Source organism: Paractinoplanes bogorensis (assembly GCF_018829635.1).
GTDB lineage: Bacteria > Actinomycetota > Actinomycetes > Mycobacteriales > Micromonosporaceae > Actinoplanes > Actinoplanes bogorensis.
The window spans coordinates 39,053-53,459 of the sequence record NZ_JAHKKG010000017.1; the positions used below are offsets into that span (position 1 = coordinate 39,053).

At 69.9% G+C, this 14,407-nt stretch carries 11 protein-coding genes; 10 read left to right on the forward strand and 1 reads right to left on the reverse strand.

Features of this window, described 5'->3' with window-relative positions; genetic code table 11:
* Nucleotides 1–20: 20 nt before the first annotated feature.
* The 8 genes from KOI35_RS41440 to KOI35_RS41475 all read left to right on the forward strand — a co-directional run bounded on the left by KOI35_RS41440 (nucleotide 21) and on the right by KOI35_RS41475 (nucleotide 11,183).
* A complete protein-coding gene (locus KOI35_RS41440) occupies nucleotides 21–626 on the forward strand; it encodes a TetR/AcrR family transcriptional regulator (protein ID WP_215795225.1) in 606 nt (201 codons plus the stop codon).
* Nucleotides 627–670: 44 nt separating this feature from the next.
* Nucleotides 671–2,002: an acetyl-CoA carboxylase biotin carboxylase subunit gene (locus tag KOI35_RS41445; protein ID WP_215795226.1), complete on the forward strand. Its 1,332-nt coding sequence runs from the start codon at nucleotides 671–673 to the stop codon at nucleotides 2,000–2,002.
* Nucleotides 1,999–2,877 (forward strand): hydroxymethylglutaryl-CoA lyase, encoded by an 879-nt coding sequence (locus tag KOI35_RS41450; RefSeq protein WP_215795227.1) that lies wholly within the window; start codon nucleotides 1,999–2,001, stop codon nucleotides 2,875–2,877. The genes KOI35_RS41445 and KOI35_RS41450 overlap by 4 nt, the downstream gene beginning before the upstream one ends.
* A gap of 163 nt (nucleotides 2,878–3,040) precedes the next feature.
* The gene (locus KOI35_RS41455) at nucleotides 3,041–4,105 is read left to right on the forward strand and encodes a hypothetical protein (RefSeq protein ID WP_215795228.1); all 1,065 of its coding nucleotides are present in this window, start codon (nucleotides 3,041–3,043) and stop codon (nucleotides 4,103–4,105) included.
* Nucleotides 4,106–4,386: 281 nt separating this feature from the next.
* The gene (locus KOI35_RS41460; protein ID WP_215795229.1) at nucleotides 4,387–5,727 is read left to right on the forward strand and encodes a chaplin family protein; all 1,341 of its coding nucleotides are present in this window, start codon (nucleotides 4,387–4,389) and stop codon (nucleotides 5,725–5,727) included.
* Nucleotides 5,728–5,973: 246 nt separating this feature from the next.
* Nucleotides 5,974–7,500 (forward strand): acyl-CoA carboxylase subunit beta, encoded by a 1,527-nt coding sequence (locus KOI35_RS41465; protein ID WP_215795230.1) that lies wholly within the window; start codon nucleotides 5,974–5,976, stop codon nucleotides 7,498–7,500.
* Nucleotides 7,501–7,512: 12 nt separating this feature from the next.
* Nucleotides 7,513–8,670, forward strand: coding sequence for an acyl-CoA dehydrogenase family protein (locus KOI35_RS41470; protein ID WP_215795231.1), 1,158 nt, complete (start codon nucleotides 7,513–7,515; stop codon nucleotides 8,668–8,670).
* An 89-nt stretch (nucleotides 8,671–8,759) separates the two neighbouring features.
* Complete coding sequence (locus tag KOI35_RS41475; protein ID WP_215795232.1) at nucleotides 8,760–11,183, forward strand: ATP-binding protein; 2,424 nt, start codon at nucleotides 8,760–8,762, stop codon at nucleotides 11,181–11,183.
* 293 nt (nucleotides 11,184–11,476) lie between these two features.
* Here KOI35_RS41475 and KOI35_RS41480 read toward each other — a convergent pair whose 3' ends face one another.
* A complete protein-coding gene (locus tag KOI35_RS41480) occupies nucleotides 11,477–11,962 on the reverse strand; it encodes a MarR family winged helix-turn-helix transcriptional regulator (RefSeq protein WP_215795233.1) in 486 nt (161 codons plus the stop codon).
* A 104-nt stretch (nucleotides 11,963–12,066) separates the two neighbouring features.
* Here KOI35_RS41480 and KOI35_RS41485 point away from each other — a divergent pair, with 104 nt between their 5' ends.
* Both KOI35_RS41485 and KOI35_RS41490 read left to right on the forward strand, forming a co-directional pair.
* A complete protein-coding gene (locus KOI35_RS41485) occupies nucleotides 12,067–12,645 on the forward strand; it encodes a YceI family protein (RefSeq protein ID WP_215795234.1) in 579 nt (192 codons plus the stop codon).
* Nucleotides 12,646–12,804: 159 nt separating this feature from the next.
* A complete protein-coding gene (locus KOI35_RS41490) occupies nucleotides 12,805–14,241 on the forward strand; it encodes a glutamate-cysteine ligase family protein (protein ID WP_308121392.1) in 1,437 nt (478 codons plus the stop codon).
* The last annotated feature ends 166 nt before the right edge of the window (nucleotides 14,242–14,407 follow it).

The window sequence follows — 14,407 nt, forward strand, 5'->3', positions numbered from 1 at the left end:
CAGAGGGTTAAAGTGACCTCGTGACAACGGTTGATCAGCAGCAGCGCCAGGGACCGCCCGCGCCCCGGCGACGGTCCCGCCGCGACGAGATCCTCGAGATCGCGGTGGGCCTGTTCGCGGCCCGTGGCTATCACGGTGTCTCGATGGACGACATCGGCTCCGCAGCCGGGGTGACCGGTCCGGCGCTCTATCACCACTTCGCCGGTAAAGAGGCGATGCTGGTCGCCGCGCTGATCCCGGTGAGTGAGAGCCTGCTGCACGGCGGTGAGGCCCGGGTGAGCCAGAACCCCGACGACGCGAGCGCCGCGCTGGCCGACCTGATCGACTTCCACGTCGAGTTCGCGCTGGCCAACCCGGCCGTGATCGCCCTGCACCTGCACGAACTCGACCGTCTGCCCGAAGAGCCGCGCCGCCAGATCCGCCGCCTCCAGCGCCTCTATGTCGAGGAGTGGGTCAGCGTGCTGGCCATGCTGCGGCCCGAGCTCGACGCCCCCGAGGCGCGGGTGCTCGCCCACTCGGCGTTCGGCCTGATGAACTCGACTCCCTTCCTCGGCGGCGAGGTCGACCGCCGCCGCCGGGCCGCCCTCCTGCGCGAGGCCACGATGCACGCCCTGACCGGGCGGTAAGAAAAGGCCCCACAAGGGCCGTCAAAGAGAAGAGAAGGTCAACGATGATCGACTCGCTGCTCATCGCCAACCGGGGCGAGATCGCCCGCCGGATCATCCGCACCGCCCGGCGGCTCGGCATCCGGACCATCGCGATCCACTCCGAGCCCGACGCGGACATGCCGTTCGTGCTCGAGGCCGACGAGGCAGTCTGCGTGGGACCGGCCAACCCGGCCCAGAGTTATCGGAACGTCGAGGCGATTCTGGCCGCCGCCAAATCCACCGGGGCCCAGGCCATCCATCCCGGCTACGGCTTCCTGAGCGAAAACGCCGCCTTCGCCCGCCGGGTCGAGGAGAACGATCTGATCTGGGTCGGCCCCAGCCCCGAGGCGATCGAGGCGATGGGCGACAAGATCAACGCCCGCAATTTGATGGCCGCGGCCGGCGTTCCGGTCGCGCCCGGCACCCAGCAGCCGGTCGGCGACGTCGACCAGGCGATCGCGGCCGCGGCCGGCATCGGTTACCCGATCATGGTCAAGGCGGCCGCGGGCGGCGGCGGCATGGGCATGGCCGTCGCGAACGACGAGGCCGCGCTACGCACCGAGGTGGAAAAGGTACGCGCGTTCGCCGAGCGGATGTTCGGCAGCGGCGACGTGTTGCTCGAGCGCTACTTCCCCCGCGTGCGGCATGTCGAGGTGCAGATCCTCGGCCTGGCCGACGGCCGGGTGATCGCCCTCTCCGAGCGCGAGTGCTCGGTGCAGCGCCGCAATCAGAAGCTGGTCGAAGAGGCCCCGAGCCCGGCCGTCGGTCCCGCGCTGCGCGAACGGTTCCTGGCCGCCGCGGTCAAGGCCGGCGAGGCGGTCGGCTATCGCAACGCCGGCACCGTCGAGTGCCTGCTCGACCCGGCCACCGGCGACTTCTTCTTCCTCGAGATGAACACCCGCCTGCAGGTCGAGCACCCGATCACCGAACTGATCCACGGCATCGACCTGGTCGAGCAGCAGCTGCTCATCGCCGCGGGCGAGCCGGCGACGATCGCGACCACCACAACCGGACACGCGATCGAGCTCCGGATCAACGCGGAAGACCCGAAACGCTTCCTGCCCGGTCCGGGAAAGGTCACCACCTGGGTCGAGCCCACCGGCGAGGGCGTCCGGGTCGACTCCGGCTATGCCGAGGGCACCACGGTCGGCATGTCCTACGACTCCCTGATGGCCAAGCTGATCGTCTTCGCCGATGACCGCGACACGGCGATCGCCCGGGCTCGCGCCGCGGTCATCGGCTTCCAGATCGCCGGCCCCAAGAACAACCTGCCGTTCTTCGCCGAGCTGCTCGACAACGACGAGTTCCTCACCGGCGACTACGACACCGGCATCGTCGGGCGGATGCGCTCATGACGTCGGTCAGCATCCGCGAGGTGGCGCCCCGCGACGGCCTGCAGAACGAGGAGCCGATCCCCACCGACGCCAAGGTGCAGCTGATCGACGCGCTGAGCCGGACCGGCGTCCGGCGCATCGAGGCCGTCTCGTTCGTGCACCCGCGGGCGATCCCGCAGATGGCCGACGCCGACGAGGTGTGGGCCCGGGTCACCCGCCATCCCGACATCCGCTATTCGGCGCTGATCCCGAACACGCGTGGGGCCCAGCGTGCGCTGGCCGCCGGCTTCCGTGAGATCGAGGTCGTGGTGTCCGCTTCGGACACTCACAACCGCCGCAACCTGAACCGCTCGACCGCGGAGTCGCTGGACGACATCGCCTCGCTCATCCCGCTGATCCACCAGGCCGGGGCGACCGTCGAGGTGATCGTGGCGACCAGCTTCGGCTGTCCGTTCGAGGGTGACATCGACCCCGATCGGGTGGCCGGCATCGTGGCCCGGGTCCGTGCCGACGGAGCCGACCGCATCGCCTTCGGAGACACCACCGGCATGGCGACTCCGCGCAGGGTCAAAGACCTTCTTTCCGCCGTACGCCCCGACCTGCTGCACTTTCACAACACCAGGGGCACGGGGCTGGCCAACATCCTGACCGCCCTCGACCTGGGGATCACCGAGTTCGACGCCAGTGTCGGCGGGATCGGCGGTTGCCCGTACGCCCCCGGCGCCTCGGGCAACGTGGCCACCGAAGAGGTCGTCCACATGCTGCACGACATGGGCATCGACACCGGAATCGACCTCGATCGCCTGATCAGCACCGCCGAGACGGCCGAGAAGCTGCTCGGGCGTACGCTCCCGTCGGGTGTTCTTCGCGCCGGACCGCGTACGAGATTGGTGTGATTTCTTCCCCACCGACCCGCGATCATTTTTCCTTTTTGTCCGCGTGACCCGGTCCCCCTCGTTTCGTTACCAATACCGAGTGGCCGATATCGCCAGTTCGCTTCGGATGAAGCGGTACTGACGGAACGGCCATCGGTTCGGTCGACACGACGAGGGGCGGATCATGGCGGAACTGGGGGTCGGGCGTTTGTCGCGCGCGGCGTTCCCGTTGCCGTCGGTCTCGCCCGCCGGCGACTCCACGCCCTTGCCGCCTCACATCCAGGGGGCGGAGCGGCGATCGGGGAACCGCGCGCGGCACACCACCAGTCGGTGGGGCCTGCGTGTGCTCGTCATCGGCGGCCTGGCCGGTGCGGCCTGGCTGCTCACCGGCGCCGCGGCCCACGCTGCGGACCGGGCCGACGGGCCGGACGGCTCGTTGCTCGGTTCCGTGCTGGGCGCCGACGTCACCTCGCCGGTCACGGGTCTCCTGCAGACGGCCGTTCAGCCGTTGGAGAACTCCCGGCCGGCACACCACGAACACCAGACTCATGAACTCCGGGCCGTGACCGACATCCTCGACGTGCCCGGGCGGGTTCTCACCCGTCCGGCGGCGGTCGACCGGGTCACGCACGGCTCGTCCAGGACCACTGTGGACGCCTTCACGGGTGTCGACGAGATCCTGGGGGAGGTCGCCGCTCCCCTTCGCCTCGACGGCGAACCGGCGCCCGACCAGCGGCTCGACAACGCCGAGCTCCCGGAACCCTCCGGCGACACGCGGCCTGTGGACGACGAGCGGCCCCCGGTCGCCGAGTCACCGCAGATCGCGGAAGAGACGGCCGAGGAACCGAGCGAGCAACCGGCCGAGCCGAGCACCACGATCGACCGGGTCCGGCCCACCCCGGTCGTCGGCCATCCGGCCGCCGTACCGGTCCGGCACGGCAAGGTCACCTCCGCGTCGTCCGCCCACCGGCACCACCGCACCGCTCACGCGGTGAACGCGGTGCCGGAGACGGCGCAGGAGGACAGCACACCCGGTGGTGATGGACCGGCCGCTCCTCTGCGGCTGCACCTCGGGGACGTCAGCGGCACCCCGACCAGCGGGTCGGGGACTCCGACGGAAGGTGGCTCCGCGGCCTTCCTGCCGGCTGCGATCGCGAACAGCACGATGGCTCGCCATCGGCCGGCGATCGTGTCCGATGTCGAGGTCCGGCGTTACGACGCCGAGGCACCGACCGTCTCACCTGACTGAGTGATGGCGTCCGGCGGTCCGCCCGACCGCCGGTGAACCGGCCGGCACCACCTTCGGTGTCCGCGTTCCGGCTCGATTCCCCACCCGCTTGCGAACAAGCGGCGAATCGCACACGCCTGAATCACACGCACCGCACCGAAGCGCCTGACGGGCGCACGTCGACAAGCGGAGTCAGGGCAGAAAGCAAAACGAGCCAGGGCACCGCTGCGCCCGAATGCAATCTCGCTAACTGAATAAGTCACACCACTGCCGAAACATTATTGAAAGGCATTTCTTTTCTCATGAAGACTTGGGTTCGCAAGACTCTGAGCGTCGGTGTCCTGGCCGCCGGCGCCCTGCTGTTCGCCCCGGCTGCCGCGCAGGCCGACAGCAAGCAGATCACCGGTGCCAACAACGGCATCCTCAACGGCACCCAGATCGCCGTCCCGGTCAGCGTTCCGATCAACGTCGTCGGCAACTCGCTGGGGATCCTCGGTGTCGCCGACGCCCGGGGCATCGGCGTCAACCGGACCGAGAGCGGCCGCCGCGGCGACGCGCAGCTGACCGGGGCCAACAACGGCATCGCGAACGGCACCCAGGCCTACCTGCCGGTCAGCGTTCCGGTGAACGTGGTCGGCAACGCCGCGGCCGTGCTCGGTGGCGCCAGCGCGACCGGTGTCGGCGTCAACCGCACCGAGAGCACCCGGACGACCGAGGGCAAGCGCGGCGGCTGGGGCGACACCCAGTACACCGGCTTCAACAACGGCATCGCGAACGGCACCCAGATCTACGCGCCGATCGACGTTCCGGTCAACGTCTGCGGCAACTCGCTCGCCATCCTCGGCGGCGCCTACTCGCAGGCCATCTGCTCGAACGACACCCGGGGCGGCGGCCACTTCGGCCGCGGTCACCGGCACGGCCAGCGCGAGAGCGTCCAGGCCACCAACGGTCACCGCGGTGGCCGTGGCGCCGTCCAGGCGACCGGTGTCAACAACGGCATCCTGAACGGCACCCAGCTCTACGCGCCGATCAGCCTGCCGATCAACCTGTCGGGCAACTCGGCCGCCATCCTGGGCAGCGCGAGCAGCCGGGCGATCTCCCGCAACGAGTCGACCCGTGGGGACGACTTCACGCAGGCGACCGGCGCCAACAACGGCATCCTGAACGGCACCCAGATCGCCGTGCCGATCAACGTGCCGATCAACGTCTGCGGCAACTCGCTGGGCATCCTCGGCGCGGCCCACTCGCAGGCGGCGTGCGCCAACGGTGACGACGACTTCGGCTTCGGCGGCGACAACTGGGACCGCGACCGGGACCACGGTCACGGGCGTCCGGGTCACCACCACGGTGACAACGGTGGCGTGAACGACGACGACGATGACTACAAGGGCGACGGCGGCGTCAAGGACGACAACAAGGGCTACGGCGACGTCCAGGACGACACCGCCGAGGACCCGACCGACAACAAGGGTTACGGCGACGTCCAGGACGACGCCACCGGGTCGGACAGCACCAAGAAGGGTGGCCGTGACAAGGCCATGGACGACGACATGGGCGACGACACCGAGTCGACCCCGATCACGAGCCTGACCGACTCGGTCGGCGGCGTCGGCAGCCTGGGCCTGCTCAACACCCTTCGCTGACACGCGCTTTCCCACGGGGGAAATCACGGGGGGACAGCGATAGGCCGGGTCGCGCCGGTCCCGGGTGCGACCCGACCGACGCCACGAGGCGTCGGGTAGGAACCGGTGCCCCTCCACGGCACCGGAAGCAGTGAAGCGGACGGGAGTCTCCGCAGCCGGCGGAGGCTCCCGTCCGTCGTTGCCGTGTCACCCCCGGGTGGGCTACCCTAACGCTCGTTAAGCTTTAACGACCGTTCAGGAGGGCTCGTGACCCAGGACGAGGCGCTCGCACAGGTCCGCAAGCGGGTCCTGGCCGGCGGCGCCGAGCGCTACCACTCCGCCAACGCCGCGAAGGGCAAGCTCTTCGCCCGCGAGCGGATCGCGCTGCTGGTCGACGAGGGCTCCTTCGTCGAAGACGGGCTGTATGCCAACAGCCTGGCCGATGGACTGCCGGCCGACGGGGTGATCACCGGAATCGCCCGGGTCGACGGCCGCGAGGTCTGCCTGATGGCGAACGACTCGACGGTCAAGGCGGGGTCCTGGGGCGCGCGTACGGTGGAAAAGATCATCCGCATCATCGAGCGGGCCGTGCAGTACGGCGTACCGATGATCTATCTGGTCGACTCGGCCGGCGCGCGGATCACCGACCAGGTCGACCTGTTCCCCGGCCGCCGTGGCGCCGGCAAGATCTTCCACACCCAGGTCAAGGCGTCCGGCGCGATCCCGCAGGCGTGCGCGCTGTTCGGCCCGTCGGCGGCCGGTGGGGCGTACATTCCGGCCTTCTGCGACATCGTCGCCATGGTCGAGGGCAACGCGAGCATGTATCTCGGGTCCGACCGCATGGTCGAGATGGTCACCGGTGAGAAGACGACGCTCGAGGCGATGGGTGGCGCCCGGGTGCACTGCGCCGAGTCCGGCGTCGGCCACTTCCTCTGCAAGACGGAGCAGGACGCGCTCGACACCGTACGGGCATATCTGTCCTATCTGCCGTCGAACTGGGAGCAGAGCCCGCCGTCGGCCGAGGCGAGGGATTCCTCCGGGGCCGATCTCGGTGCGCTCGTGCCGGCCAGCGAGCGCCAGGCCTTCGACATGCGGCGATACATCAAGGGCCTGGTCGACGAGGGTTCGTTCTTCGAGATCCAGGCGCTGTGGGCCAAGGAGCTCACGATCGGGTTCGCCCGGCTCGACGGCGAGGTGATCGGCGTCATCGGCAACAACTCGATGTTCAAGGGCGGCGTGCTCTTCCCCGATTCGGCCGACAAGGCGTCGCGCTTCACCCAGCTCTGCGACGCGTTCAACGTCCCGCTGCTGTTCCTGTGCGACGTGCCCGGTTTCATGGTCGGTTCGGCCGTCGAGAAGCAGGGCATCATCCGGCACGGCGCCAAGATGATCACCGCCATCTCCGAGGCCACGGTGCCCAAGATCTGTGTGGTGGTGCGGAAGGCGTACGGGGCCGGTCTCTACGCCATGGCGGGTCCCAGTTTCGAGCCCGAGGCCACGATCGCCCTGCCCACCGCCAAGATCGCGGTGATGGGGGCCGAGGCGGCGGTGAACGCCGTCTACGCCAACAAGATCGCCGCCATCGCCGACGACGAGGAGCGAGCCGCCTTCGTCGCCCAGCGTCGCGCCGAGTACGAGCAGGACATCGACATCATGCGGCTGGCCAGCGAGCTGGTCGTGGACACCGTGGTCGAGCCGGCCGATCTGCGCGGCGAGCTCATCCGCCGCTACCGCGCCGCCCGCGGCAAGAACCGTTTCTTCGCCCGGCGCCGGCACGGCGTCACGCCCGTCTGACAGGAGCACACCATGGTCGACTTCCGGCTCGACGAGGAGCAGGAGGCGCTGCGCGTCACCGTCCGGGATTTCGCCCGTGAGCAGGTGGCGCCGGTGATCGCCGAGCACTACGAGAACAAGACTTTCCCGTACGACGTAGTCCGTCAGATGGGCAAGATGGGTCTGTTCGGCCTGCCGTTCCCCGAGGAGTCGGGCGGCATGGGCGGCGACTACTTCGCGTTGTGCATCGCGCTCGAAGAGCTGGCCCGAGTGGACAGTTCGGTGGCGGTCACGCTCGAGGCCGCGGTCTCGCTCGGTGCGATGCCGATCCACCGCTACGGCACGCCCGAGCAGAAGGAGCAGTGGCTGCCCCGGCTGACCTCGGGCGAGGCGCTGGCCGCGTTCGGGCTCACCGAGCCGGGCACGGGGTCGGACGCGGCGGGCACGAAGACGCGCGCGGTCTACGACGAAGCGACCGACGAGTGGGTGATCAACGGCAGCAAGGCGTTCATCACCAACTCCGGCACCGACATCACCTGCCTGGTCACCGTCATGGCGGTCACCGGCGTCAACCCGGACGGGTCCAAGGAACTGTCCACGATCATCGTGCCGTCCGGAACTCCGGGCTTCACCGTCGCTCCGGGCTACTCCAAGGTCGGCTGGTGCGCGTCCGACACCCACGAGCTTTCCTTCGATGACGTACGCGTCCCGGCGGCCAACCTGCTCGGCGAGCGCGGCCGTGGGTTCGCCCAGTTCCTGCGCATCCTCGACGAGGGCCGGATCGCGATCGCCGCACTGTCGGTCGGCCTGGCCCAGGGCTGTGTCGACGAGTCGGTGCGCTACGCCGGCCAGCGTGAGGCGTTCGGTCAGCCGATCGGCAACTACCAGGCGGTCCAGTTCATGATCGCCGACATGGAGATGCGCGCCCACACGGCCCGGCTCGGCTACTACGACGCGGCCTCGCGCATGCTGGCCGGTCAGGACTTCAAGCGCTACGCGGCGATCGCCAAGCTCAACGCCAGCAACGCGGCCATGGAGAACAGCCGCTGGGCGACCCAGGTGCACGGCGGCTACGGCTTCATGAACGAGTCGGCCGTCGGCCGGATGTACCGGGACGCCAAGATCCTCGAGGTCGGCGAGGGAACGTCCGAGGTCCAGCGCATGCTGATCGCCCGCGGGCTGGGGCTTTAGCGGCTTTTGCGGGCCGGAACACCGTCCGCAATCCGACAAGAGCGGATCTCTGCTCGCCGCTCTCCTGAACCCACCCTAAGTTCGTTGTCATGGGGGAAGAAAACGCGCCGGACCAGGGGGGATCCGGGTTCGACGCGGTCCTGCGGCGGGAACGACAGCGAGCGCGCCTGACTCAGGAGGAACTGGCCACCCGGGCCGCGGTCGGCGTGCGTACCGTCCGCGATCTGGAGCGGGGCCGCGCGTCCCGCCCGCAACGCACCACCGTCGAGTTGCTGGCCGCCGCTCTCGGACTGGCCGGCACCGAGCGTGAGGCCTTCCTGGCCGCGGCGCGCGGACAGTCCACCGAGGACCCTCTGCCGCCCACCGGCTTCCTCCGCGTGCTGCCGACCGGCGAGCTGATCGGCCGTGACGACGACCTCGCCGAGATGACCGCCCAGCTCAGCGCGCCCGACGGTCCGCGCGGCGTGACCCTGGTCGGCCTGGCCGGGGTCGGCAAGACCAGCCTCGCCATCGTGGCCGCACACCGGGCCGCCCCGGCCTATCCGGGCGGAGTGGCCGGCATCGTGATCACCGACGGTTCGACGGTCGGCGAGATGCTCGGCAGCATCTCGGCCGAGTTCGGCGTGGGCCGTCCCGATGCCCTGCCCGCCCGGTTCGCCGGACGGGCCGCCCTGGTCTTCATCGACGCCGTCGAACGGTCGGCCGACGCGACCGCCGAGATGCTGACCCAGTTGCTCGACCGGTTGCCGACGCTGCGGTTCCTGGCCACCGGCCGGCACCCGATCGGACTGCCCGGCGAGCAGGTCTGGCCGCTGGCGCCGCTGACCGCGCCCCCGCCCGAGTCCGACGACGGCACGCTCGACGAGGTCGCGGCCTATCCGGCGGTCGCGCTGTTTCTCGAACGCCTCGGTCAGGTGCGCCGCGGCGAGCCCGAGCCGGGCGAGGTCGCCCCGCTGGCGGCGCTGGTCCGCCGGCTCGGTGGCCTGCCGCTCGCGATCGAACTGGCGGCGGCCCGCGGCCGGGTGCTGACCATCCCCGAGATCCTCGACCGCTACGGCGACCGGGTGCTCGACCTCAACCGGCCGGGATCCCGTGAACCCCAGGTCACCCTGCGCGACGCCGTGGCCGCCAGCTACCGGCTGCTCAACCCCGAGGAGCAGCGGGCGCTGCGCCGGCTGGCGATGTTCCGCTACCGCTGGTCGATCGGCCTGGCCGAGCAGCTCGTGGACGACCCGCGGGCCGACGTCGAGCACCTGCTGGACCGTCTGCTCGAACTCGGCCTGCTCAGCGTGCGGGGCAGCCGCACCTTCCGGTTCCGCCTGCTCGACGTCGTCCGCGACTACGCCGCCGAGCGGGCCGCGGCCGAGGGCGAGCTGGCCGAGGGGCGTCGCCGGCACGCGCAGGTGCTGGCCGATCTGGCCCATGAGATCTGGCCCGACCTGACCGGCACCGGCCTGTCCGAGGCGGCGACCCGGCTCGACGACGTGGCCGGCGACCTCGGCTTCGCGCTGGCCTACGCGGCCGGCGAAGATCCGCACACCGCCCTGCGGCTCGCGTCGGCGCTGCCCCGCTGGTGGCGCTTCCGCGGACGCGACGTGACCGGACGGCATTGGCTGCGCCGGCTGCTCGACGACCCGCGGACGGCCGACGCCGACCCGGCCGCACGGGCGTGGGCCCGGATCGGGCTGGCCCAGCTCGCCCGCGAGCACGGCGACGGCAGCGAGGAGGTCGGTTCGGCGGCCGAGGCGCTGGCCGCCTTCGAACGGCTCGACGACCTGGCCGGGCAACTCACCGCGCAGGCCCAGCTGGCCGCGCTGTGGATGAGCGTCGGCGACTACGACCGGGCGCGCGAGCACGGCGAGGCGGCGCTCGCGCTGGCCAAGCGCGGCGGGCGGGACCGCGACATGGCCGTCGCCGAGAACAACCTGACCTGGCACGAGATCCGCCAGGGCAACCTGCCGGCCGCGCGCGAGCGACTGGCCGAGGTCAGCCGGCTGGCCGCGCGCTGCGGCGAGACCCGGCTGCGGGTGCTGGCCCAGGTCAACCTGGCCGAGGTGCAGCGCCTGGACGGGCGTCCGGAAGAGGCGGCCCGCCTCGGGCGACGCGCGATGGCCGACCTGATCCGGGTCGGCGACCCCGGGCACCGGCGCCGGCTGCTGTCCACGATCGGGCTGGCGCTGGCCGATGCGAACCGGCTCGACGAGGCGACCGAGGTGCTGGGCCAGCTCGACACGGGGGAGGACGAGCCCCAGGACGGTCCGGCGGCCATGGTCGAGGCAGCGATCGCGTTACGCCGGGGCGAGCGGAAGCGGGCGGCCGAGTGTTTTGCCCGGGCCGCCGAGGCGTACGGGGGAACTCATGATCCTCGCGACGTGGTGGAGGCTCTGGTCGGACTGATCGTCAGCACACCGGACGAGGACGAGCGCGGGATGGCCGTCGACTGGATGCGGGAGATCTGCCGGCAGAGCGGGATCACCCTGTTGCCGCGGGAACGTGCGCTGCTCGAGAAGTAGGGGGTTGTCACTGGCCGGGCGTGGCCGGTCGGCCTAGCGTGCCCCCCACGCGCCGTCCGTCGCCACGCCCGCCAGTTACGCGGCGAGAACGAAGCTCCCCCGTCAAGCCCCGCCGTCGCCTCGGTCGCGCCGCATCCCCCTGCGCGGATCACAGTAGCCGCGGGCCGCCGCAAAACTTGGGAGATTTGTCCGTTTAGACCGCCGCGTCGCCCGATTCTGCCGGTAGTTCTGCCGGTTTGCACGAAGCCTTCCGGTGAGGTGGTCACGGACGGCTTTATGTTGACTTCGACGGGTCAGGCGGCAGGTCGTTCCTCGGTCGTCCCGGCCGTCGCGCACGGGTTGACCGCATCGCGGATCTTGCGGAGCGAACCCAGCATGCCGTCGAGCTCGACCGGCGTGAGCTGACCGATGAACCACTGCTGGAGGAGCTCGAGGTGGCCGGGCAGCACCTCGTCGAGCCGGGCGACCCCGGCCTCGGTGATCACGGCGTACGAACTGCGGCGATCGCTCGGGCAGGCTTCGCGGCGAATCAGGCCGTCCCGATCCATGCGATCCACGACGCGGGTGACGCCGCTGGTAGAGAGTGAGGTTTGACCAGCGAGGTCGGTCATGCGGAGCCGTCGGCCGGGAGACCGGGCGAGACGCATGAGCACCTCGAACTCGACGGCGGAGAGGCGATGCTCCTCGAACTGAGCGGCAAAGCGATTGGTCAGCCCCGTGAATGCCTCGGCGAACAGGCCGAACGCGGTGAAACGAGGGTCATCCAGGTCCGTACTCACGGGTACATCCTACACCGGGCCCTTGACACGGGGAATATTGCTTGGCATATAGTTGCTCCGTCACACAAACACCGACCACAAGTGCTTGAGAGAAGGACACAGTCATGACCGAGTCCGTCGCCAACACCCGCGCGTTCGAGGGTCTGCAGATCCCGGCCGCCGGCACGTACGACCTGGACGCCGCACACAAGCGGGTCGGCTTTGTGGCGCGACACCTCATGGTCAGCAAGGTTCGCGGCCAGTTCGCGGATGCTTCCGCTGTCATCACCATCGCCGAGGACCCGCTGCAGTCGTCGGTCACCGCGTCGATCAACACGGCCAGCATCGAGACCGGCCAGACCGACCGTGACAACCACCTGCGCAGCGGCGACTTCTTCGAGTCGGAGAAGTACCCGACGATGGAGTTCCGCAGCACCGGCATCAAGAGCCACGCGGGTGCCGAGTTCGTGCTCGACGGCGAGCTCACCATCAAGGACGTGACCAAGCCGGTCGAGCTGACCGTCGAGTTCGAGGGTGCCGGCGCCAGCCCGTACGGCTTCTCGGTCTTCGGTTTCAGCGCCACGACCGAGATCGACCGCGAGGACTGGGGCCTGACCTGGAACATGGCCCTCGAGAGCGGCGGCGTCATGGTCAGCAAGAAGATCAAGATCGAGATCGAGGGCGAAGCCATCCGCCGCGCCTGATCTTCCCGCTCCAATCTCCACAGTCGAGCCGTCGTCCCGCACCGGGGCGGCGGCTCGTTGCTGTCTGGCGCGACTCCGATACGGATGGCAAGGTAGACCGAGCGCACGCATTCGCTCACAGAGTGGTGATCGACGTCCGTTTCGCCACAGGAGGCCGTCATCGTCACCGACGACCGCGTCACGTATCGCCACAAGGTGCATCGCTGCCTCGACGTCTTCGCGCAGATGCTCGACCAGGGTGCGTTCGACACCACCGACGGCATGACCGGCTTCGAGATCGAACTCAACCTGATCGACGACGACGCCCGGCCCGCCATGCGCAACGCCGAGGTGCTCGCCCAGCTCAGCGACCCGCTGTTTCAGACCGAACTCGGCCGCTTCAACATCGAGCTGAACGCGCGGCCCCGATCGATCGCCGGCCGCGGCCTCGCCGACTACGAGAACGACCTGCTCGAGAGCCTCGGGCGGGCCGCCGCCAAATCCGACTCCGGTCTCGTGATGATCGGCATGCTGCCCACCCTCACGGCCGAGCACCTGGTGCTCGAAAACCTCAGCGACAACGAGCGGTACCGCCTGCTCAACAACGAGATGGCCGGCGCCCGCGGGGAACAGTTCCGGCTCGACATCCACGGCGTCGAACGCCTGCAGAGCGTCAGCAACTCGATCGCCCCGGAAGCGGCCTGCACCAGCGTGCAGTTCCACCTGCAGGTGCCGCCGGAGAAGTTCGACCGCTATTGGAACGCGTCCCAGGCGATCGCCGGCGTCCAGGTCGCGGTCGGCGCGAACTCGCCGTTCCTGCACGGCCGCCGGCTGTGGGCCGAGACCCGGATCGCGCTGTTCCAGCAGGCCACCGACACCCGGCCCGAAGAGCTCAAAGCGCAGGGCGTACGGCCGCGGGTCTGGTTCGGCGAACGGTGGATCACCTCGGTGTTCGACCTGTTCGAGGAGAACGTGAAGTTCTTCGGCCCGCTGCTGCCGTTCCTGTCCGACGAGGACCCGATCGAGACCCTGCGCGCGGGCGGCGTCCCCGAGCTGAGCGAGCTGCGCCTGCACAACGGCACGGTCTATCGGTGGAACCGCCCGGTCTACGACGTCGCCGGCGGCCGGCCGCACCTGCGCGTCGAGAACCGGGTGCTGCCCTCCGGCCCGACCGTGATCGATCTGCTGGCCAACGCGGCGTTCTACTTCGGTTTGGTACGACAGTTGGCCGAGGAGGAACGCCCGATCTGGTCACGCTTGTCGTTCGCCGCCGCCCGCGACAACTTCCACGCCGGTGCGGTCGGCGGCATCGAGGCCACGGTGTTCTGGCCCGGGCGGGGCGAGATCGGCGTGGCCGAGCTGGTGCGATCGGAGCTGCTGCCCAAGGCACACGCGGGCCTCGACCGCTACGGCGTCGAACCGGCCGTCCGTGATCGGTTGCTGAGCGTCATCGACGAGCGCTGTCGCCTGGGGCGCAACGGCGCTTCCTGGCAGACCGAGTCCGTCCGCCAGGCCGAGAGCCGGGGGCTGTCCCGCGACGAGGCCCTGCACGCGATGCTGCTCCGCTACTCAGAGCTGCACCGAACCAACGAACCCGTCCACGGTTGGCCTCTTTGAAGATCCCGCGTGAGCTTTCATGTTCCGCCGGGCGGTTGGTTGCGGCGGTCGAGGATCGAGAGCCTTTTGTCCCGGCGGGGTGGTGGGTGACGGACCGTCGCTCCCGCGGGGACCGCGGCGGGCGTCGCAGGCCGCTGGCGCGTCCAGAACGCGAAGCCCACCGCGG